General features: G+C 41.6%; 22 protein-coding genes. 16 read left to right on the top strand and 6 right to left on the bottom strand.

Going from position 1 to position 19,534, the window contains the following annotated elements; genetic code table 11:
- Window positions 1–484 precede the first annotated feature (484 nt).
- The gene (locus GC102_RS05910) at window positions 485–733 is read right to left on the bottom strand and encodes a hypothetical protein (RefSeq protein WP_171688630.1); all 249 of its coding nucleotides are present in this window, start codon (window positions 731–733) and stop codon (window positions 485–487) included.
- 612 nt (window positions 734–1,345) lie between these two features.
- On the opposite strand from GC102_RS05910, the gene GC102_RS05905 reads away from it, so the two are divergent.
- Window positions 1,346–1,618: a hypothetical protein gene (locus GC102_RS05905; RefSeq protein WP_171688629.1), complete on the top strand. Its 273-nt coding sequence runs from the start codon at window positions 1,346–1,348 to the stop codon at window positions 1,616–1,618.
- 145 nt (window positions 1,619–1,763) lie between these two features.
- On the opposite strand, the gene GC102_RS05900 is transcribed toward GC102_RS05905, so the two are convergent.
- On the bottom strand, window positions 1,764–1,979 hold the full coding sequence (locus tag GC102_RS05900; RefSeq protein ID WP_171688628.1) for a dehydrogenase: 216 nt from the start codon (window positions 1,977–1,979) through the stop codon (window positions 1,764–1,766).
- Window positions 1,980–2,055: 76 nt separating this feature from the next.
- Here GC102_RS05900 and GC102_RS05895 point away from each other — a divergent pair, with 76 nt between their 5' ends.
- Window positions 2,056–2,649, top strand: a complete 594-nt coding sequence (locus GC102_RS05895) for a TetR family transcriptional regulator (RefSeq protein WP_171688627.1) — start codon at window positions 2,056–2,058, stop codon at window positions 2,647–2,649.
- Window positions 2,650–3,171: 522 nt separating this feature from the next.
- Here GC102_RS05895 and GC102_RS05890 read toward each other — a convergent pair.
- A complete protein-coding gene (locus tag GC102_RS05890) occupies window positions 3,172–4,611 on the bottom strand; it encodes an ABC transporter substrate-binding protein (protein ID WP_171688626.1) in 1,440 nt (479 codons plus the stop codon).
- A 172-nt stretch (window positions 4,612–4,783) separates the two neighbouring features.
- Between GC102_RS05890 and GC102_RS39960 the strand changes: the two genes are divergently transcribed.
- The 4 genes from GC102_RS39960 (at window position 4,784) to GC102_RS05875 (ending at window position 7,767) form a co-directional block, all read left to right on the top strand.
- Entirely contained in the window at window positions 4,784–4,915 is a 132-nt protein-coding gene (locus GC102_RS39960) for a hypothetical protein (RefSeq protein WP_281367627.1), read from the top strand.
- A gap of 139 nt (window positions 4,916–5,054) precedes the next feature.
- Window positions 5,055–5,402: a VOC family protein gene (locus GC102_RS05885; protein ID WP_171688625.1), complete on the top strand. Its 348-nt coding sequence runs from the start codon at window positions 5,055–5,057 to the stop codon at window positions 5,400–5,402.
- Between the two features lie 390 nt (window positions 5,403–5,792).
- Window positions 5,793–7,277, top strand: coding sequence for an Lsa family ABC-F type ribosomal protection protein (locus GC102_RS05880; RefSeq protein ID WP_171688624.1), 1,485 nt, complete (start codon window positions 5,793–5,795; stop codon window positions 7,275–7,277).
- Window positions 7,278–7,299: 22 nt separating this feature from the next.
- Window positions 7,300–7,767, top strand: a complete 468-nt coding sequence (locus tag GC102_RS05875) for a hypothetical protein (RefSeq protein WP_171688623.1) — start codon at window positions 7,300–7,302, stop codon at window positions 7,765–7,767.
- 214 nt (window positions 7,768–7,981) lie between these two features.
- Here the strand turns inward: GC102_RS05875 and GC102_RS05870 are convergent, their stop codons facing one another.
- Window positions 7,982–9,520, bottom strand: a complete 1,539-nt coding sequence (locus GC102_RS05870; protein ID WP_216627953.1) for an FAD-dependent monooxygenase — start codon at window positions 9,518–9,520, stop codon at window positions 7,982–7,984.
- Window positions 9,521–9,841: 321 nt separating this feature from the next.
- On the opposite strand from GC102_RS05870, the gene GC102_RS05865 reads away from it, so the two are divergent.
- The 3 genes from GC102_RS05865 (at window position 9,842) to GC102_RS05855 (ending at window position 12,936) form a co-directional block, all read left to right on the top strand.
- Window positions 9,842–10,555, top strand: coding sequence for a MarR family transcriptional regulator (locus tag GC102_RS05865; protein ID WP_171688622.1), 714 nt, complete (start codon window positions 9,842–9,844; stop codon window positions 10,553–10,555).
- A 711-nt stretch (window positions 10,556–11,266) separates the two neighbouring features.
- On the top strand, window positions 11,267–11,836 hold the full coding sequence (locus tag GC102_RS05860; RefSeq protein WP_171688621.1) for an SF0329 family protein: 570 nt from the start codon (window positions 11,267–11,269) through the stop codon (window positions 11,834–11,836).
- Between the two features lie 434 nt (window positions 11,837–12,270).
- Window positions 12,271–12,936: a hypothetical protein gene (locus GC102_RS05855; RefSeq protein ID WP_171688620.1), complete on the top strand. Its 666-nt coding sequence runs from the start codon at window positions 12,271–12,273 to the stop codon at window positions 12,934–12,936.
- A 106-nt stretch (window positions 12,937–13,042) separates the two neighbouring features.
- Here the strand turns inward: GC102_RS05855 and GC102_RS05850 are convergent, their stop codons facing one another.
- Complete coding sequence (locus GC102_RS05850; protein ID WP_171688619.1) at window positions 13,043–13,366, bottom strand: AraC family transcriptional regulator; 324 nt, start codon at window positions 13,364–13,366, stop codon at window positions 13,043–13,045.
- 132 nt (window positions 13,367–13,498) lie between these two features.
- On the opposite strand from GC102_RS05850, the gene GC102_RS05845 reads away from it, so the two are divergent.
- On the top strand, window positions 13,499–14,191 hold the full coding sequence (locus tag GC102_RS05845; RefSeq protein WP_171688618.1) for a CTP synthase C-terminal region-related (seleno)protein: 693 nt from the start codon (window positions 13,499–13,501) through the stop codon (window positions 14,189–14,191).
- 203 nt (window positions 14,192–14,394) lie between these two features.
- Here GC102_RS05845 and GC102_RS05840 read toward each other — a convergent pair whose 3' ends face one another.
- Window positions 14,395–14,886 (bottom strand): hypothetical protein, encoded by a 492-nt coding sequence (locus GC102_RS05840; RefSeq protein ID WP_171688617.1) that lies wholly within the window; start codon window positions 14,884–14,886, stop codon window positions 14,395–14,397.
- Between the two features lie 443 nt (window positions 14,887–15,329).
- Here GC102_RS05840 and GC102_RS05835 point away from each other — a divergent pair, with 443 nt between their 5' ends.
- From GC102_RS05835 to GC102_RS05810, 6 genes are all read left to right on the top strand, one after another.
- On the top strand, window positions 15,330–16,166 hold the full coding sequence (locus GC102_RS05835) for a DUF4362 domain-containing protein (RefSeq protein WP_171688616.1): 837 nt from the start codon (window positions 15,330–15,332) through the stop codon (window positions 16,164–16,166).
- A 105-nt stretch (window positions 16,167–16,271) separates the two neighbouring features.
- Window positions 16,272–16,739: a hypothetical protein gene (locus GC102_RS05830; RefSeq protein WP_171688615.1), complete on the top strand. Its 468-nt coding sequence runs from the start codon at window positions 16,272–16,274 to the stop codon at window positions 16,737–16,739.
- A gap of 37 nt (window positions 16,740–16,776) precedes the next feature.
- A complete protein-coding gene (locus GC102_RS05825) occupies window positions 16,777–17,187 on the top strand; it encodes a GNAT family N-acetyltransferase (protein WP_171688614.1) in 411 nt (136 codons plus the stop codon).
- 153 nt (window positions 17,188–17,340) lie between these two features.
- Window positions 17,341–17,772 carry a hypothetical protein gene (locus tag GC102_RS05820; RefSeq protein WP_171688613.1) on the top strand — a complete coding sequence of 144 codons (432 nt, stop codon included), beginning with the start codon at window positions 17,341–17,343 and terminating at the stop codon, window positions 17,770–17,772.
- A 340-nt stretch (window positions 17,773–18,112) separates the two neighbouring features.
- Window positions 18,113–18,292 (top strand): hypothetical protein, encoded by a 180-nt coding sequence (locus tag GC102_RS05815; RefSeq protein WP_171688612.1) that lies wholly within the window; start codon window positions 18,113–18,115, stop codon window positions 18,290–18,292.
- Between the two features lie 512 nt (window positions 18,293–18,804).
- A complete protein-coding gene (locus tag GC102_RS05810) occupies window positions 18,805–19,440 on the top strand; it encodes a 2OG-Fe(II) oxygenase (RefSeq protein WP_171688611.1) in 636 nt (211 codons plus the stop codon).
- Window positions 19,441–19,534 lie beyond the last annotated feature (94 nt).

The following is a 19,534-nucleotide window of genomic DNA, read 5'->3' as shown; positions in this document are numbered from 1 at the left end:
GTAAATGGTGCGGCGAGCTTGAAAAGGTGTTGGAACAATAACCGCAATCGAAATAGAGCCATGGCGGGATTCCTGCCGTGGCTCTGTTGTCAATAGCCGATATAAATATGATCGGTTGCTTTTCTCGGATACCCGTTTTTGTTGGACAGGTTTTCTACTGAGCGTTTATTTGGAGGTCTTTGCTTTGGGATAAAAATTTATAATACAAAAAATTGAGTAATAAACACAACGCCCGTCACTGACTTAATCTCAAGTATAATACCTGTGCGGTCACCCCGTACAGATACCAAACTATTGGCTGGGAGCAATGGTGATATTAATGCGCGAAGTATGGCATTGTTTCTATTTCTTGCAGCTAGGACGAGCTGGGTGGCGAATGCGTTGTTACTGCTAATTTTACGGTATAACGGCAGAATCCTCTTAGAAATGCTTCTCAAGCTGATTACCGTTAAGCGGATTCTCCCTTTTGTGTTGGTCGCATTTTCTACTTGATCCGCGGGAGCCGGAGCTTTAAAGCCGATGCTAAATCCAAATCTATTGGTTCCAAAATCGTTGAAACCAGATGTAACTTCCTTGAATAAACGATTGAGTGATCCAAATTATTGTTCCGGATCGCGATGGTTAAGCGTGTTGCATATACCGGATTACAAACAATTTCACGGTAAATTGGGATCGTTTTCGTAGCCGCTTTTCGCAGCGCTACTACCGTTAATGTACTCAATTTAAGTTCCAACTCCCCTCCTATTAAACTTATATAGTATATTGAATTCTTATAGTTTGGATTGGGTAGTTATATTGGGAGAATATATATTTGATGAACAAGTCTATGTCCAGAATTCCTACTTACACGTGTTCATGCACGTTAGCACAATTCTGCGAGAAATCGCTATATATGTACGAAAGACCAAGGAAAATATGAAACCTGTCACATATGCTATTAGTATCCTAATAGAAAAGGTGTGTGTGACAAATGTCATGTTCATGTGGCTGTGGTAAATGCGGCGGGAGTAAGAAGAAGTCGAATGGGAGAAGCATCCCCATATCGAACGATATCGTATTTTTATTTTGGGCAAAGAATCCTTTGCGTCCTACGTCATTACGCAGAATTCGGAAAGTTAGTATCGTGGGATCCGCCGCCCCTTGTGGAAGCCTCCTCGTTATCGGAAAATCTCTTATCCAGGCTGCAAGATGCCTACTCAGAAACGGTTTTGTTATTGCTAGTAGCCAGACGCCAAACGGCGTAACCGGATTCATAGTGTTTAAACGCCGTCGAAGAGGTCAACCCAACTCTTGTTGCTCTGATTCACATCTAAGAGCTCCAGGAATTAAAAGGAGATCCCCAGGAGTGTACTTTGCAGATGCTGATTTAGAGTGCTCTGGGCTGTGTACAGGTAGGGATCGAGATATTGTGTATGATTGGAAATTAACACCTACGGATAAAAATAATCCAGGTAATCTAAGAATTGTAGGAAGTTCACGTAAAGTAGGTGACGACACAGTTCAAGTAGCTGGAACTGGTACTTTTGATTTAAATGTATTTGTTACGTTTAAGTGTACCGCTGGCCCTCTCGTAACAGCACTATGTAATAGCCAAGCAACTGTTAGATTCACCCAGTAATAGTGAGAAAGTGCAAGGAATCAAATTCCACTCAATAGCTTCTGGTGCGGCCTCACACAGAGAAGGGCATCTTAAGCGATGTATGAGCTGGTAGAAACTTAGATAAGACAACCCATATTTCAATGGTTGTCTTATCTCTATTATATTAATTAGGAATTTTAGTCGGATCAGACCCTTGAGGAAATATTTCTTCAAAGCGGTCCTTTTTTTCGTATAGGTTATACCAAGCATCTGCAATAACATCCGGATCCCCTGCTGTTCCGGCTTGTATCATGGTCCCGATTGAAAGATGCCCGACAAATACACCTTTTTCTTTCAACTCATTGTGCAGGTTTGTAGCATAATTACGAATACCCGACATAACGATTCCGCCATTCCCGACAAAAGGTAAAGGGAACATAGCAGATTGTTAAATTGTCGGGTAAGAGGTGGAGCAAATGGCTACAAAAGTAATGAATCTACGAATGACACAAACGAAACAGTCATTGATTAAAGCTTTTTTTAATTTGGTTTCCAAAAAGGATTTTGAAAAAATAACAATAGCGGATATAACAAAGGGAGCACAAGTTAATCGGGCTACATTCTATACACACTTTAATGACAAATACGACTTATTGGACTATATTTTGGGGGATTCCGCTTCGGCTTCCGTCGTAAAACGTACTTCAGGTGTTGTGAAATTCGATCAAGACAGCATAAATCAACTCGTTTTAGCGGTATGCGATTTTTATCAACAACCGAACATTCAATGTCGCAGCAGCTATGTAGGCTTGGTCTTACCGCAATTGAAAGAAAAAATATTAAATGAGTTGAAGATTTATTTGTCGAAAAGTCTGGAACACATCTATACAGATAACGAGAAGAACATGTATGTGCCTATTTTTGCACAAGTCATCCATGAAGGTGCCTTGCAATGGGCCACGGAGAACATCACTATGAATGAAGAGGAAGTCGCCAAGAGGGTCGCATTATTAGTAGTAGGTGGATCTCAGTCTTCCGAAGGAACGTTACGCTCCCTCGGAGAACGTTAGTTGAATAAGGACACTGCGGCAGCCGGTCAGAACGATCGGCTGCCTTTTCTACGCTAACGGGCTAATAGAAAGGAGTATGGCAATAACGTAGACGTCTAATTCAAAATTTATGTCCCCGTGATCTCACAGAGACAAGATTGGGAAGCTAAAGGCTTATTGTGCGACGGAAAACTATAGTCCAATAAAAAAACAGGAGAAGGCTGCCGACAGCAATAGATCGGTAGCCTTCTCAGCTTCCACTAAAAATTCAATGCCTTCAGCTTCAAGTAAATTGACAATTGACTTAGTGCTTCCCGAAAGGGAACGGCAATCTGTGATGCACCGTGATCGTTGGAGTCAGACTAACGGATGAGCTCTAAGACACCATAGCTCATCGACCTTCCTCTCCCGGCCATGGTAGCAGTATTGACGGATTCTTCGACCCATTTTCATCATCTGTGGTGCGGCGCTTGCGCTGCATGTTCAGCTAACAGGCAGGTTAAATCAAGGTTTGAAAAGAACCTTAGAGGCAGCCTCTTGGCTTTATTTCTGCTTGGACTGTACCTCTTTCTGGGCATCATCCGCTTGTTTGGCTTGTAATAATTGTTCTTGTCCTTTATCTTGAATCGTCTTAAGTGCCTCATCAGCTGATTTCTTCCCATCGATGACGGCCTGAATTTCTTGATTGGCAAGCGTACTGAACGGCTGGTAGAAGCCACCTGGGATTTTCTCGTAGCCTTTATAGCTTTTATCAGGATTAGGTTTCAGGAGATAAAATGGCTCTAGATTATGGCCGTCCCTCTCTTTAGAGTAAGTGGTGCGGGTCATCAGGCTGTTCGAAGATTTGGACATGACTCTAGCGAATTCATCGCTGTTGATATATTTAATGAATTCCCAGGCTGCCCGCGTATTGGGCGATTGGGCATTGATACCGAATACATTGGATACGGAAACAGTGTTAGAAAAGTCCGGATTTTGCGGATCAACGGGAACCGTGACGATATCCCAATTGATAGGCTTCACATCTTTCAGGCGGTCTTTGGCCTCTTGCAGATTTTGCATCATATAGCTGCCGTCAATTGTCATCGCAACCTTGCCCATAGCAAACAAATTCTCTTTGAGATAATCCTCGTACATGCGTGGCGCATTAGAATCGGCGATTTGTTTTTTTGGCATATACAACGCACCGGATTTCAGAGAGTCGGCGGTAAGCTGCAAAGCCTTCTTCCAGGCATCTGTCTGGATCGTCAGCTTCATCTGCTCAGGATCGATGTAAGACAGACCCAGTGTCGTGCCGATGCTGCTCATATATTGATAGGCGACTCCTTCACGCATGTAAGAATAAGCGGAAAATCCATAAATTCGCTGATCTCCCTGACCGTCGGTCGGGAATCGTTTGGCGAGATTAATGACATCTTCCCAGCTCATCTTATTTTTCGGAAGCTCTATGCCATACTGCTCGAATAGATCCTTGTTATAGTAAAGAGCCTGACTGTAGAAGTCTGGAGAAAGTCCATATAACTTACCCCCGCCTTTGAGCTTAATCGTTTCCAGTGTAGCTGGAAGGATATGCTCCACATCGAATTTATCCTGCTTGATGACATCGTCCAGCGCATACAGGCGTCCTTTTTGTACGAACTTTTCAAGCTGATCGGTACCGTTAACAAGGAGAATATCCGGCTTTTCTTCATCGATGAGTTTATCAAGCGCTTCCTGAGGATCTTTGCCGGGTCCATAAACGCTTTGATTCGAGATGACCTCTACGTCAATATTCGGATTTTTGGCCATGAAAAGATTACCGTACTGTTGGTAAAAGGAATTCTTGTCATAATACATCACTTTAATCGTTGCTTTCTCGTCTTTCCCCAGCTTCTTAAGCGATCCGGCTTCTCTTGAAGTACCGCTAACCTTCTCCGAAAAATTACACCCTGTCAGCGAGGTAATTACCGCAATCGCAGCGAGTGTACACATCCAACGTTTCATTTGATTCCCTCCACATTGTTTCTATTACAAAATATAGTAATAATTCTTTCACTATCATACATATATCGGAATAAAAATACAAATTATACCAAATATAGTAGAGTTGAAGAATATGCTAATTCAATATCTATTGAAAAGGTATCAGAAATTCAGATAAAACGGAGTCACAACGTTGGGCCATGAAAGACATGTTTATAAAGTGAAATATGGCGATGATGCGGAGATCGAATCGTTATATTTCAGAACGTCAGGTGAGGATATTTTAATCTGGAAAAAAGGAATGGATTTGCCCGGCTGCAAATGACGAAGTTGAAGCAGAATTCCGTCCGTAGTGAATAACGTAACGAGGGCAGAATAGTTGAAAAAGGAACTTAAATTTAAATCTCGAATATCTAATGTAATCGGATAGCTAAAAATTTGATGACAGACGGGAGTTAGATACGATGATAATAGGTTTCGGAGGAATATTTTGGAGAACTAAGAATCTTGAAGTTATAAAAAAATGGTACAGTGAAGTGTTGAAGATTGAAATAGAAAATTGGAATGGGACTGTGATAAAACCCCAATTAGGAAATGAGACTATCTTTTCTTTCTTTACCGAGAATGACAGTTATTTTCCAACAGAACAACAAGTGATGTTAAATTTCCAAGTACATAATCTAAACGAGACTATTAAGCATCTTGAACATATTGGTGTACCTCTTGCAAAGAAAAAAGAGATTAGTGAATTTGGAAAGTTTATTTGGATTGAAGATCCTGAAGGTCGGCTGATCGAGCTTTGGGAGAAATAACGAGTTGTAATTCATTTGCTATTGAGCTAACGGGAGAACAGTTAGTTCAAGCATACCTGGGAGCAGATCACCGCGGCAACTGCTCCCCGGAAGGATTCCGTTATTCAACGCAACCTAAAGGAAGTTGCAACAAGGAAAAGAATATGATAATATTCAGCTACATTTAACGATTGGAGATGAAGAGGATAATGTAATATTTCTTGCCCTTTTTCTAAGAATAGAACAGTACTTGTTTTATTCCTGATTAGCAAGAAAGTTACCTTATTCTTTTCACTCAAAATATATCCTTTTTCATACCCTAGCCAGGGTTGAATTTGTCGTATTTTTTTGAGCTGCAGGAAAGGTAACTTTCTTGCAGCTTATTTTTTTTCGACAAAGGAGGATATCTGTGTGTCTACTATTAACATATCAAACCTGACGTTTGCTTATGAAGGCAGCTACGACAACATCTTTGAAAACGTCAGTTTTATGATGGATACTGACTGGAAATTGGGGTTTACAGGGAGAAATGGCCGGGGGAAAACGACGTTTCTCCAACTATTGCTCGGCAAGCATGAATACAGAGGCCATATTTCGTCGCAGGTAGAGTTTGAATATTTTCCATTCCATGTGGAGCGCAAGGAAAGTCTTACGTATGAAGTAATTGAAGATATTTTCCCGGACTATGAGCACTGGCAATTAATACGGGAGTTTTCGCTACTAAAAGTGTCCGAGGACGTTTTGTATCGCCCTTTCAATTCGTTGTCCAGCGGCGAACAGACCAAGGTGCTGCTAGCGACCTTGTTCATTAAGGAAAACAGCTTCCTGCTCATTGACGAGCCGACAAACCACTTAGATATGAATGCGAGGAAGCTTGTAAGCCAATATTTGAGATCAAAGAGCGGGTTCATTCTTGTATCTCATGACAGAGCGTTTCTCGATCATTGCGTCGATCACATTCTCTCCATCAACAAAACCAATATTGAGATTCAGAAAGGCAATTTTTCGAGCTGGTGGGAAAATAAGCGGAGGCAGGATCAGTTCGAACTTGCGACGGACGAAAAACTCCGTAAGGACATCAAACGGTTGTCCGATTCGGCTAGACGAACTGGGAATTGGGCGCATGCAGTAGAAAAAAGCAAAAACGGCACAAGAAATTCAGGCTCCAAAATCGACAAAGGCTATGTAGGCCACAAAGCCGCCAAAATGATGAAGCGCTCGAAATCGATTGAACAAAGGCAGCAATCGGCCATCGAAGAAAAATCCAAGCTTCTGAAAAATATTGAAAGCTCAGAAAGTCTGGAGATTACGCAGCTCTCTTATCATAAGCCTCAACTTGTGGAGCTGGATGCGGTTTCGATTTATTACGGGGAAAGACAGGTATGCGAGAATGCAAGCTTTACGATTGAGCCAGGCGAATGCATTGCGCTAATAGGCCCGAACGGCTCGGGAAAATCTTCGATTCTCAAGCTGATATGTGGTGAGGGGCTAAGCTACACCGGAAGCTTACGGAAGGATAGTCAGCTTCGAATATCGTACGTATCGCAGGATACTTCCCACCTTCGTGGAAATTTGTCGGACTATGCTAGGGAGCATGGAATTGACGAAAGTTTGTTTAAATCGATTCTTAGGAAGCTTGATTTCTCCAGACCCCAGTTTGAAAAGGATATGTCGGCGTTTAGCGGCGGCCAGAAGAAAAAGGTGCTGATCGCCAAAAGCCTGAGCGAGCAAGTGCATTTGCATATTTGGGACGAACCGCTTAACTTTATTGACGTCATCTCGCGTATGCAAATCGAAGAACTGCTGCTTGAGCATACCCCAACCATTCTATTCGTGGAGCATGACAGCGAGTTTTGCAAGAATATCGCGACAAAGATTGTAGAATTGACAAACTAACCTTTCTTGGAGGATGAGGTCAATGATGATTGAGGTTGAAGTTGAGGTTGTAGATGATTTTGTGAACCTGCTCATTTCGAATGAGAAGGTTCACGAAAATATAATGTCGGGGATTTACCAGTTTATCGACAAAGGCACATGGCGTTTCTTCTGCAAACGCATCGTGGAAAGCTCAGTTTTGATTTCCAATGATTTTTCGCAGTCATTCTCGTACAATTGTGATCAATATCAATTAAATACTACTTCAAAGAAGAAACATGTTTTTTCTAATGTTCCGCAATTTAGCAGGAACATCGGGGAGGCCACGTTATCAACGGTAAAACGTCACATTTGTGGCAACTATATCACGGGAATCATGCTCTCGTCTTTTACTTTTAAGAGGCGGGAGCTTTTTTATTTTAGCTTGTCAAAATTAGATGACAAGAACTTGCGGACATTCCCGATAGATATGGATGGCTATGTAATCTTGGGCAAGTTAGTTGCTGGTTGAGGGACGGGCAGTTTAGCGTAATAGTGCGCCAGTGAATCCTGCCGCATCGTCATATACAACCCGAAAGGGACAAGAGGGAGTCGAACCCCGTCTTGTACGGTGAAGACCATGGAACGTGTGAAGAACTTGGAAAAGCAGCGCGGAAGCATCCTCTGGTGTATGGGGAACAGCATGTAGTAACAGTTGTGTCTGGAACTAGGGTGACCCTGTCTCCTCAGCTCGAGTGGGTCGCACTGAACCGGGGCGGGGTAATCGTCCTGGCAACGTTGTCGAAGGCTGCCAGCCAGTCGGTCGTTATGATGCTGCCGATGTAACCGTCTGGCCTGATCAGCACCAACGTGTCGCCGGTGATGCCGTAGATGCTGGTCAGCTTGCCGGATGTATCGTTGAGGCAATTGTAATCGACTCCACGTGCGGTACCGATGGCGTAGCGGCGCAATTCGGCGCTGCCGGTCGACCAGGTTAGCTCGGGGAGTGACTTGGCGGCGTTGGCGCCGAACGCCAGCAGGGTAAAGTGTGGCCCCTGGTAGATGTCGAACAGACGTCGTGCCCCGCCGGGTCCGGTGCAGGGCGCATCAGGTGCCCGGTCGCCCACATGCAGGGTCTTGGTGGCCGGTGCGTTGGTGGAGGCGAGTGGCCCACCGTGGTATGAGATTCCGAGCTGCCGCTCCTCGTCGCCGCGCTTGAGGCCGGAAAGACGGCGCTGGTCGAGACTGGCGTATAGCTCGCTGGACTTGCCGAGGACGCGTGCGGCAATCGGCTGCCGTTCGGCCTCGTAGCTATCGAGGAGGCTGTCGGGTGCTCCAGCGATGACTTGGCCGAGTTTCCAGCCGAGGTTGTAGGCGTCCTGCACGCCGGTGTTTAGTCCCTGTCCGCCGGCCGGGGTGTGGACGTGGGCGGCGTCGCCCGCCAGGAAGATTCTGCCCGCACGGTAGCGCTCGACGAGCCGGACGTTAGGCCGGAACACCGAGGTCCAGGTGATGTCGTGGAGCCGGAAACCGGTGAGCGTGTGGAACTGGGTGGCCAGCGCGGCTTCGTCGAGGTCAGGCGTCTCGTCCGGTGTCAGCCGGATCATGACCTGGAACTGGTTGGAGTGGGGCAGCGGGCATGCTCCGACAGATTTGCCGTGCGTGCGTGGCCAAATATGCCACCGGTTGCGCGACAGTCCGTCGATCGTGCCGTCGATGATGAGCGTACGATCGGAGTCATTGGTCTCTCCGACGAACCGAATACCCGCAGCCTTGCGGACAGTGCTCGAGCCGCCGTCGGCCCCGACCAGATACCTGCTACGGACCTTCTCCCCCGAAGAGAGCGTCGTCGTCACCCCATCGGCATCCTGTTCAAAACCCTCCACTGCGGTGCCAAACTCGATGCGTAGCCCGAGGCGGTCGAGCAGGCGGTGCAAGATGGCGTCAGTGCGGTGCTGCGGCAGCAGCAGGATATTCGGATACGGCACGTTGGGCGTCGGTCTGTTCCGCTGCTGCATCCTCCACGGAACGGTGATCGGACCGAGATGGAGGCCCGCGAGCGGGTACGGGCTGCCCTCCGCGTGAGCCTCACCAAGTACGCCGAGGTCTTCGAAGACCTCCTGGGTGCGCGGCTGGACTCCTTTGGCACGGGAGCCCTTGAAGGCATGTGGTGCCTTGTCAACCAGTCGCACACGAAGGCCGCGCCGCAGCAGGTCCGCCGCCAGTGTGGAGCCGGTCGGGCCGGCTCCGGCGACGAGTACATCGATGTCGTGGTGCTCGGTCAAAGTGGATCGACCTCCTATTGCCTTGTTACGCAATTGATTGGATACCATGCTTGTCATTGCTAACCTTCCTCTCTGTTTTTCTGAATGCGTAAAACTTCTTGCTGTCTACGATTAAGATAAATACGATGGTCGAAGATAATGACAACTTTCATGGGGAGCTCCCCCTTTATAATGTTTGTTTCCGTGGAAACAATATGTTTCCTTTGAAACAATATTAATTTGTGCCCCTTTTTTTGTCAATATTATTGTTTCAAAGGAAACTTTAATTATCGCTTTTCCCTTGATATACTGGTATCAAGTTAACTATTGGAGGAGAAATTAATGATCAATCATTCAATGGAAAAGCAAAATAAAGATCGCTTAATCAAGGAATTGTTGGAAACCGTGAATGAAATACAGCTTAAATTCCAATCGGAAGATGACGAAGAGAAACAGTGGCTGATCCAGAATAGCCCTAATCCTGTTGTTGCAGAGTTGATGAAAGAAATGACTGTTATGATGCTGCATGTGCTGGATGCGATTGGCAAGCTGGAGCCTGTAAACGGTATAACTATTTCGAAGCAATTCGGCATTTCCAAAGGGAGTGTCTCCAAAATCACGAGAAGGCTGGTTGATAAACAAATCATCTTTTTTGAATACCTTCCGGATAACAAAAAAGAAATTCTGTTCCGTACCACATCACTGGGCAAACAGATTTATCTTTTGCATGAAGCTTTGCATCATCAAATTGATATCGGGGTCAATCGTTTCTTGCAACGGTATAACGAAGATGAATTGCGATTTCTCGTCAATGCCTTTCGCGAAACTTTGCATACATCATGGATTCAATCGGAGACATACGGGCAATCAATCGCACCTAGTCAGAGAGATGCGTGCACAAACGAAGAGCCAGACACTGACAAGGCCCTTCGTTCTTTAACGATTACCGAGGAAATGAACGAAATCATGGCGATGCTCAACAAGCTGGATTCCCGCAACTTAAAGAAAGCGAAAGCGATTCTTAACGATGTTTTTTTTTCAGTCTATGAGGATTAGAGTGAGCACAAGTAAACGGTATTTCATAAACAATTATCCGACGAAGATATTGTATGGGCACCCACACCTGAGAGCAACAGTATTGCCAATTTAGTGGCGCGCATTTGGGGAACTGTTCATCAACGAATTGAAACAGCTTTCTTTAATGTTCCAGATATTAGAGACAGAAATATGGGCCACTCGATATAATCTACCATGATATATGTGCTGAAAAAAGATTATCTCGGTGAACCTGGTCGTGATGTCCCACTGTATGATGTTGATGGGTAAACCATAATTGGTGTGTTTCATGTTGTAGGAAAGTAACAAAAAAGTAAGTTCAAGTGTTACGCTAACGGAGAACCGATAGTTCAATAAAACAGCGGCAGTCTAGGACTTTATTTTCTCGTCCATGGCTGCCACTGTTTCTTTTATTGGGGTCAGTCTAATACTTTATTTTCTTTCAACACCAACTTAGGCAGTTTCGATGACACCCCATAGAGGGTTCTATGGAATAGACGTGACAAACCCGCTTCTATAGGAGTGGGATGTTGATGGTAAGAAGCCCCGACTTCAACTTGTGCTAGCAAGTAAGTGGGGGAGGTTCACTATGATCGAAGTGTTGGTTATTGTATTATGGATAATAGAACGACTTGCCTCAATAGGATATAGAAGCCTTTATGGAATTCAAGGTGTAAGATGGCAAGTTCACTCGTTAAATAGGAGGATTACATGGCCTGGAGCAAATTGAAGCAACTTCTGGAGAGCTTTCTCTGTCCTGCGTTATATGGAAGGTTCGAATACCGCGCAACCAGCTACCGTTATTTACCTGATAAAGCAGGACTTTGTTATATTGCGGTAGATAAAAAGAACGTACTCAATATGAGTGATATAACTACCTTAATCAGATGGTATCATACGGAGCTGGAAATAAAGAATGATCCAGATATCCAAATTCCTATCAACAATGAAGATATTGAATCTGTCAGAAAAGATACCAAGGGGATAGTTCCGGAGGATCGTCTCAAAGTAATTGCAAGAAATAGAAAAATATCAGAATATGCAAAGGAGATTTTATCAGAACAGTCAGCATTAAGTAAATCCAATTTTATTGTTGTAGCAAATAAGTTTTTATCTATTTCTATAGAGGAAAGCCTAGAGAGCAATGATATCTTATTGAATATTTTAGCTTTGGTGGACAGAAGAGTTGGAAAAAAGCGAATTTTAAACATGACCGAGAAGATGAAGTTAAAGCATCCAATTGTGCAGTATTTTTATGAGCTACGGCTTAGCACGTTATAAATGTTAATAAATAGTGTTTACTATCAAAATGCCACAGTTACATGGCTGGAATTTAATATTTATAGGACTAGAATATGTTAATACCGAATAGTGAATTATGTTAAATTTTTGTTGTTTCGATGTAGTAGCGTTTAGGGGGTTGGGGGAAAACCGGCGGGCTAAGGCAAAACGACTCTACTAAGTGAATCATACAAGTGAATACACACATGGGGAGAGTGGGTCATTCCGGGGAACAACAACGACGAACAACAAGTATTATACCTAGAAGATTGAATCTTCTGAGATGTAAGCCGGAAACGAAACATCTTATAAAGCTAATGGTGTTAGAGATCGGATGACGTGTGTGTCGGGTGACAATAACATTATCTCATTCCCGACAGATGGTTGGGAGTGAATGAGGTGGATATAGAAATACCTGGAAAGGATACCTATGATTGAACCGAGGGACGGGCTGGATAGTTCAATCTTTACTCCATCTGGGTGAACCTGCTATTCTGGAGTTACTATTTGATGGAGGCATAGCAAAATTGATATTGAGTAGGAACGAATTACGAGTAGGGTCACACAATTTAAAAGTCGTACATCTACACCAGCAAGAAATTGGAGTAATTGTGACAGAAGAGTTGGGTCATCATCTACTTATTGACGCAGCAGATTCTCCTGAGATGTTTTTTCTATCATCTCTCTTTAAGCATTGTCATGAAACTGATGACGTGCTTTATCTTCAACGAGAAAGTCCTGTAAATGCTGATCTTTTTATTTTCAATGGTGCTGCCACTCCCTTAAACCGAAAGCTTATTAAGGAAATAAAAATGGCTCTTAATCGCTCTAAGTCGAAGGAAAAAATTGATTTAACAGTTGAAAGCAGCGAAAATGAGACGTTTTGGGATAAATGGGAAAGTTGGAAGTATGAGAAACAGTTAAGAATCGATGCTAGTAAAGACCTTGTCCTCCTAAATGCCTCAAGATTAGGACTTGAATTGTTGACCCACTCCTGCGCACATTTGGCTTCTTCGTTTGCTGGACATTCTCATTTTAATTGGTACTCGATTTCAAACTCACCCGAGCTAATTATTCGTAATATTGCTCGAAATGATTAAGCTAACGCAGAACGATAGTTGAATAAAGATACGACAGCAGCCGGTCAGAACGATCGGCTGCTTTGTTCGCCTAACGGGTAGGTTTCTCTTTAGTTGTCAAATCAAACTATAACGGTTTTACAGGTACACATATTTCGCAATAATCGTTGTAAATCATATCATTAGTGTATCTTTCAAAAATCGGTTTATTATCAATTTGATAATCGTTTGAAATGACAATGCAAGCATCATATCGACAGTTTTCAGGTAGTATCATTTCCGGGTTATCTTGGGGAATTCCGAGTATTATTGCAGATTCAGTAAGTAGATTTTTCTCCTTGGCCCATTTTTTTAACTTTTCCATTGCTTGAATGTTTCCAGTGCCATATGGCCCTACTTGTCGCACATATGCGATGCGATAAGTTGGAAGAGTTTCGACTTTAATATTCATACCTTCTTCTTCCTTTCTGTATTCTATTTGGTACATTTCGAATGCTAACATGATATAAAAATATAATCAGTTCTTTTTTTTAAAACTCCAAAATTTAGGCAGCCTAGTTAACTTTGAGAGGGGGCATGTCTAGTGAAGATAGGAATTGTGGGTGACTATAATCCTGAATATCTATCACAGCTCGCTACAGATAATGCACTTATTCATTCATCTAAGAAATTAGGAATCTCTATCGAGCAAGAGTGGATTCCTACAACTACTATATTTGAACAAATTGATACCATCAAAGAAACATATCAAGGTTTTTGGATAGCTCCCGGTTCCCCTAATTCTATTGATGGGGTATTAAGTATTATTGAATTTTCTCGCGAAAACAATGTGCCTTTGTTAGGAACTTGCGGTGGGTTTCAATACATCATTATGGAGTATGCAAGAAACAAATTGATGTTGAAGGAAGCAGGACACGAAGAACGAGATCCTCACTCAGCTCAATTAGTTATTAGTAAACTTACTTGTTCACTAGTTGGTCAAATAGGCGAAGTCATAATAAAGAAACCTTCGAGAATGTTTGAAATTTATCAAGAAACAAATGTAATTGAACAGTTTAGGTGCAATTATGGACTTAGTCCAGAATACGAATCTCAAATTCATGAAGGCGGATTAAAGATAGTTGGAACAGATTCCATGGGAAACCCAAGAATAATTGAATTACCAGAACACAATTTCTTCATAGGTACATTATTTGTTCCACAATTAAAATCGACCTCGGAAACACCACACTGCATCGTTGATACCTTCATTGGTTCTGTAATTAATCTGGTTTAGTTGAACCAAGGAATTCCGCATATTATTCCATCCTCTGTAGTGGACAGCTTGGCTGCAAGGATGGATAACGGGTGCTTTAAGCTGAAGAAGAAGTTTTTGGTCTAAGAACAAAATATAATTAAAAAAACTGCGCCGAAATGGACGAGTCTTTTGTGTTTTTATATACCAATTAGTATTCTAAACAGGAATATCTATAATAACCCCTAACACAATACTATAATTCTATAGGGTGTGGATTGGGCGGGGATACTTTTTGTGGCAGGTCCGTAAATAACAATTAGATCTCGGTTCGCAGGGGTTCTTGAAAAGAGTTGCCCATTTGTTAATACTATTTGAGTATATGGAGAAATATTTAATCGTAATCGTCCATCACTACTCTCCAACTCACTATTAAAATAATCCACTTTTACATTCTGATATGGGCTATCTTTAACCATGACAAGTGCTTGATATTGTGGAGGGTAAATAAGAAGAGCAGGTGCATTTCCGTCATAATATCCAGTCACGCGATCTCCTACTCCCACCATTACATGGTCTACAAAGTAAGTTGTGGGTGACACCACGAAATTTACTAATGCTCCCAATCCGTTTTCTACAGATATTAATTTATAACAGCCTTCTCGTTCACCATTTTGACCTGTAAAAAAATCACTAATCATAGTGACAGTCCCGTAAAAAGAATAAAAATTTGTCATACAATACCTCCATTGCTTTATAAAGATAATGCATAAAGCGAGCTTTATATTTCGACATTAGTAAAGGCTACTGGACCTCGCCTTGAACTTGTTGTTTTAATTTTCCATTTCCATGGTAAAGCTGTGATAGATAATCATATGATTCCGTCCCCATTTACATCACCTAGCTTCAGGTCAAGTAAAGTAATGTTTCTGGAATGAGTATAGTTACTATACGGCTGCCCTAAAAATTGTCTGAACGAAGAAACATCCCCTATTCGTAAAGTCAAATAACCTGTGTTTACAGTATGTAGGTTAATAACTATATGATTGTGCAGATGCCCATAAAGGATATGAATATTCCTCAGTGAATAGCTGAGTTATTGCGCTAACGGAGAACAATAGCCCTCTCAGCTAAATGGCAGATTAGTGGAAGGAGAAGAATTTGGGAGGTTTTCTGATAAATGAAACTAAGCAATCTTATAATCGTTGTAATGGCGCTCTCGATGATAGTAGCTTGTTCTAAACAACAAACAAATGGAGAAAAAGAAATCAGCAACAAAATCAATGAAAAGGAAGATGTAATAAGTAGCCACGGAATTATCGTGAAGAATCGTGAAAAGCTGGATGCTTTTATTAATAAAACAAGCAGTACCCAACGAGTGGTTCATTACACCATTGAGGGAGATCCTATCTTCAACGACTTAAAATATAACGATAATAAGTTTGAAATGCGATATGATACAACAAAAGACAAATTCGGTGCGCCAGTTGTAAAGACATACACTTGTGCAAAGTTTGAAAGAAACGAAACAGATAAATTCCTGAAATATACTCTAACGGGGTGTGATGGAGATAGAAAAGAAATTGAAGTTCTCCAAATACCATTTGATGTGGAGAAGCAAGATATTTTTGAATTTGATCTAAGGTATGGAGTAAACCAAAAGAATGAAATAAATACAATCAATAAAAAGTTAGTTAAAGACCTCCAAAATGGGGAAGTAACCGAGGTTAGTGATTTTCAATTTATTATTGAAGACCGTCAAAAAATATATAAAGAAATGGTTCTTGCCAATTACTTAGGTGAGAAAAAATTATCCAGCCAATGCAATCGAAAACCTTTTGTAAGTTATGATTTAACTGTTAATATCAACAGTGGAAATCGTCATTATCATTGGACAGAATGTGATAATAGCGAAGATGGTATATTGATGACTCAATTGGCAAAAGCAATTATCGATATTGTGCAAGCTAAAGACATGTATAAGCAGCTACCAGCGGTTAAGGGGCAATACGAATGAAAGTCTAGACAAGTACGTTGTCTATTGAGTTAACGACGAAGCATAGAACGGCAGCTGTCATTTTGGGTGTATTTTCCTTAAAAAACTCTGAATGGAAGTGTTCCTGTGGTAAGAAAGGCTGTTATTACGTTTTTATTGTTAGGACTCGGTATTATTTCATTTTCCATTTGGAACTTTGTCGATGATGATGTAAAAAGGGTATTATTTGAACGACAACGTGCTTGGCAGGATCAAGATTTTCAGAAGGTAAAGCAAGTGTACATAAAAACTGAAACACAAGAAGTCCTTTTGACGGAAGATAGCAAAATCATAACGGAGCTTATGAAGGATTTAAAATATAAACTGGCAACAAATCAGTATTGGTTAGTAGAAGCTAAAAAAGGTGGATTTATCCCTTACAATAAGGGGGGATGGGAATTAGTCTTTAAAACTGATGAATATGAGAACTTGGCTTTCGCAAAATACTCACAACAAGGTGACGTGCTTACTTATCAAACGTTCTATGGGCCAGTTGCCACTTTTGCATCAAGCGAAGTTTTAAAAAAGCTACTTAGAGAAAAAGAATTACTATAGTGGTGATATTGGTAATGTGATTTATAGGGGGAGCAAGATGAAAATTGTAATTGCAACCGATTCAGACTATGAATATATACGAGATCATGACCATCATATTTTGCAGAGCTTAATATTGCCGAAAATACACGGACATGAAATATACTTATTGCGAAACGAAGAAGACATTAATATCGGATGGATGAGGTTCGGATATTTCTGGGATAATACACCTTTCATGAATATGATTTGGGTAGACGAACAATATCGAAGCAAGGGTGTAGGAAAGCAAGTTGTCCTCTTCTGGGAAGATGAAATGCAAAAAAAGGGTTTTAAACTGGTTATGACTTCTACTCTGGCTAATGAAAATGCACAGCACTTCTACAGAAGTTTAGGATATCAGGATGCAGGCTGTTTAATACTTGAAAATGAGCCGTTGGAAATTATTCTGACTAAAAAAATAGTTTAGTTCCCGCTAACGAGGAGCAATAGTTGAATGTACTCAGGACGAGGCTGCCGGCATATGATCGGCAGCCTTTATTACGTAACTGTTAGTTTGGTGGAGCACTGAGCTTGCAACTAAACAACAAATTAATGCGTCAAAATTCATTGGGGGTGCTATATGATGAGGACTTGGATTGCAACAATTCTTATCGTTATTTTGATATCAATGCTAATTACATCGTGTTCAAAAAAGCAAACTGTTACTGATCAGGTTCAAGAAAATGTCGCGGAATCATTGTCTGTCTCTGAACAAACTGTTGTTCTTTTCGGTGACGGAAACAAAATACAAATAAATGACTCATTAGTTGTTGGAAAGATAATGAATGACATAAAGGCAATGACTTTTACAAAGGTTGAAGGACCTGATACAGTTGGGCAGAATTTCACATTGATGTTTTCGAGTGATAAGAAATATTCCAGTACAGGTTACTTCGTAATAAACAAGGTCTATTACAAAGCTACGGACGCAAAACTTGCCTCAGAGATAAATAAGTACGTCCTGGATTATGGTAGAAGCATCATGTCCAGTTGTTGCCAGGAGTCTGAGTGAACTAGTAAAAGACTGCACCTAATGACAATAAACTCATTACGCTAACGGAGACGATAGTTAAATAAAATGAACAAAAAATGGTGTATAATGGTAAACGTGTTCAAGGATCTAAAGGGGAGGGTTAAGGGAAATGTCGGAAGAGTTTAATCGGGAAATACTTGATGAACTTAAGAAAATAATTCAAAAATGCTAACGGAAACAAGAGCTCATCAAACGTGCCAACATAGGTCATCCTCGGTCCATCTGTACGGGGGACTTTGCTTCCTTGAATTCCTGAATAAAAAGTAAATATAAGGCGAATAATTGCCTAGTAATGAAATCCACCTTAAGGAGGCTTGCAATGACTGAAAACAACCAGTTTGATGAAGTCGAAGACTTCGTGAGCTTTGAAGCTATGTCGGCTATGACTGCTGCTGAGAAACCAGATGAAAGCGAAAACCCTGATGATCATGATCCGAAGAAAGAAAATCAATTCTTATATCCGCCGATTAATCCGCATCCCCGAAATGACTTAGAATAGTGTCATCTGTCAATGTACCCGATAAATAAGTATCCGATGAAGTTTGGTTCTCGTCAGAGGGAAAGATAGCTCGATTGAGGCTGCTGATACAGATGCAGCCTTTTTTCTGCCCTAAACAACATTCTCATGGGGTATACAGCTTACTTTCCCGCCGATCACAGCAATACAGGGTAATGAAATCCTGCGAATGACTGAGTTTACATTAGGTTAACGTTTTGCGTAGCAGATGGGGGTGACCTTAGAACATCTTTCTACTGGAATACCGTGCTGAATACATCGCCATGTGGGCTGTATGCCCCCGGCGGTGTTTTTATGTTTGGAGTCAACACTCAGTTGCTGAGAGTACATATAGCACGAAGATGAATAGTAGAATAACCTCGTTTGTTCTAAAAAAATTTCAATAGAATAATTTTTATATAATATGAGGAACGCCTGATTCCACGAAGAACTGTTTAAATCGACTGACATAATGTAGATTACTTCCTCAGTAATCAATAATGGAGGATGCAACGATGGCCATTATAGAGCAGACGATTTTCAATTCATTTGGGAACAAAATTATTACTAAGGATAAAGAGATTCATATTGTCGGCAAAATGGATGAACCGCTTATTTTAATTTTGGACAATGTATTAAGCTACACAGAATGTGACGCGTTGATTGACTTAGCTAATAACAGAATGCAGCGAGCTAAAATCGGCAATTCTCGCGTAGTAAGCAATATTAGAACAAGCAGCAACATGTTTTTTGAGGAAAGCGAAAATGAATTGATTCAAAAAATTGAGACCAGAGTTTCTGAACTGATGAATATACCGCTCTCACATGCTGAACCGCTGCAAATATTACATTATAAAGCTGGGGAACAGTATCAGCCTCATTTCGACTATTTCACATCCGGAAATGTTGTAAACAATCGCATCAGCACACTGGTGATGTATTTAAATGACGTGGAAAAAGGCGGCGAAACGTATTTCCCTTCGCTTCGTTTTGCAGTAACGCCGAAAAAAGGCAGTGCCGTCTATTTTGAATATTTTTATAACGATAATCGCTTAAATGAACTAACATTACATGCAGGAAATCCCGTCGCAATCGGGGAAAAATGGGTAGCGACCCAGTGGATGAGAAGACAAAGACATCGCAACATTTAAAGGACGAAATTCATCCGTCGTCCTGAATATTTGATTCAACCAACGGAGAACGAGAGTGGAGGATTTTGCAACGATGTAGCTCCTCTTTTTCATT

It is taken from the genome of Paenibacillus germinis (assembly GCF_013141785.1).
In the GTDB taxonomy this organism is placed as follows: Bacteria; Bacillota; Bacilli; order Paenibacillales; family NBRC-103111; genus Paenibacillus_E; species Paenibacillus_E phytorum.
The sequence above is the reverse complement of the archived record's forward strand: the minus strand, read 5'-3'. Positions and strand labels throughout refer to the sequence as shown.

Coding starts and splice junctions, on each gene's coding strand:
- GC102_RS05900 (WP_171688628.1), bottom strand. CDS start 1,979: ATGTCGGGTATTCGTAATTATGCTACAAACCTGCACAATGAGTTGAAA.
- GC102_RS05895 (WP_171688627.1), top strand. CDS start 2,056: ATGGCTACAAAAGTAATGAATCTACGAATGACACAAACGAAACAGTCA.
- GC102_RS05890 (WP_171688626.1), bottom strand. CDS start 4,611: ATGAAACGTTGGATGTGTACACTCGCTGCGATTGCGGTAATTACCTCG.
- GC102_RS05885 (WP_171688625.1), top strand. CDS start 5,055: ATGATAATAGGTTTCGGAGGAATATTTTGGAGAACTAAGAATCTTGAA.
- GC102_RS05875 (WP_171688623.1), top strand. CDS start 7,300: ATGATGATTGAGGTTGAAGTTGAGGTTGTAGATGATTTTGTGAACCTG.
- GC102_RS05865 (WP_171688622.1), top strand. CDS start 9,842: ATGATCAATCATTCAATGGAAAAGCAAAATAAAGATCGCTTAATCAAG.
- GC102_RS05860 (WP_171688621.1), top strand. CDS start 11,267: ATGGCCTGGAGCAAATTGAAGCAACTTCTGGAGAGCTTTCTCTGTCCT.
- GC102_RS05850 (WP_171688619.1), bottom strand. CDS start 13,366: ATGAATATTAAAGTCGAAACTCTTCCAACTTATCGCATCGCATATGTG.
- GC102_RS05840 (WP_171688617.1), bottom strand. CDS start 14,886: ATGACAAATTTTTATTCTTTTTACGGGACTGTCACTATGATTAGTGAT.
- GC102_RS05835 (WP_171688616.1), top strand. CDS start 15,330: ATGAAACTAAGCAATCTTATAATCGTTGTAATGGCGCTCTCGATGATA.
- GC102_RS05825 (WP_171688614.1), top strand. CDS start 16,777: ATGAAAATTGTAATTGCAACCGATTCAGACTATGAATATATACGAGAT.
- GC102_RS05820 (WP_171688613.1), top strand. CDS start 17,341: ATGATGAGGACTTGGATTGCAACAATTCTTATCGTTATTTTGATATCA.
- GC102_RS05815 (WP_171688612.1), top strand. CDS start 18,113: ATGACTGAAAACAACCAGTTTGATGAAGTCGAAGACTTCGTGAGCTTT.
- GC102_RS05810 (WP_171688611.1), top strand. CDS start 18,805: ATGGCCATTATAGAGCAGACGATTTTCAATTCATTTGGGAACAAAATT.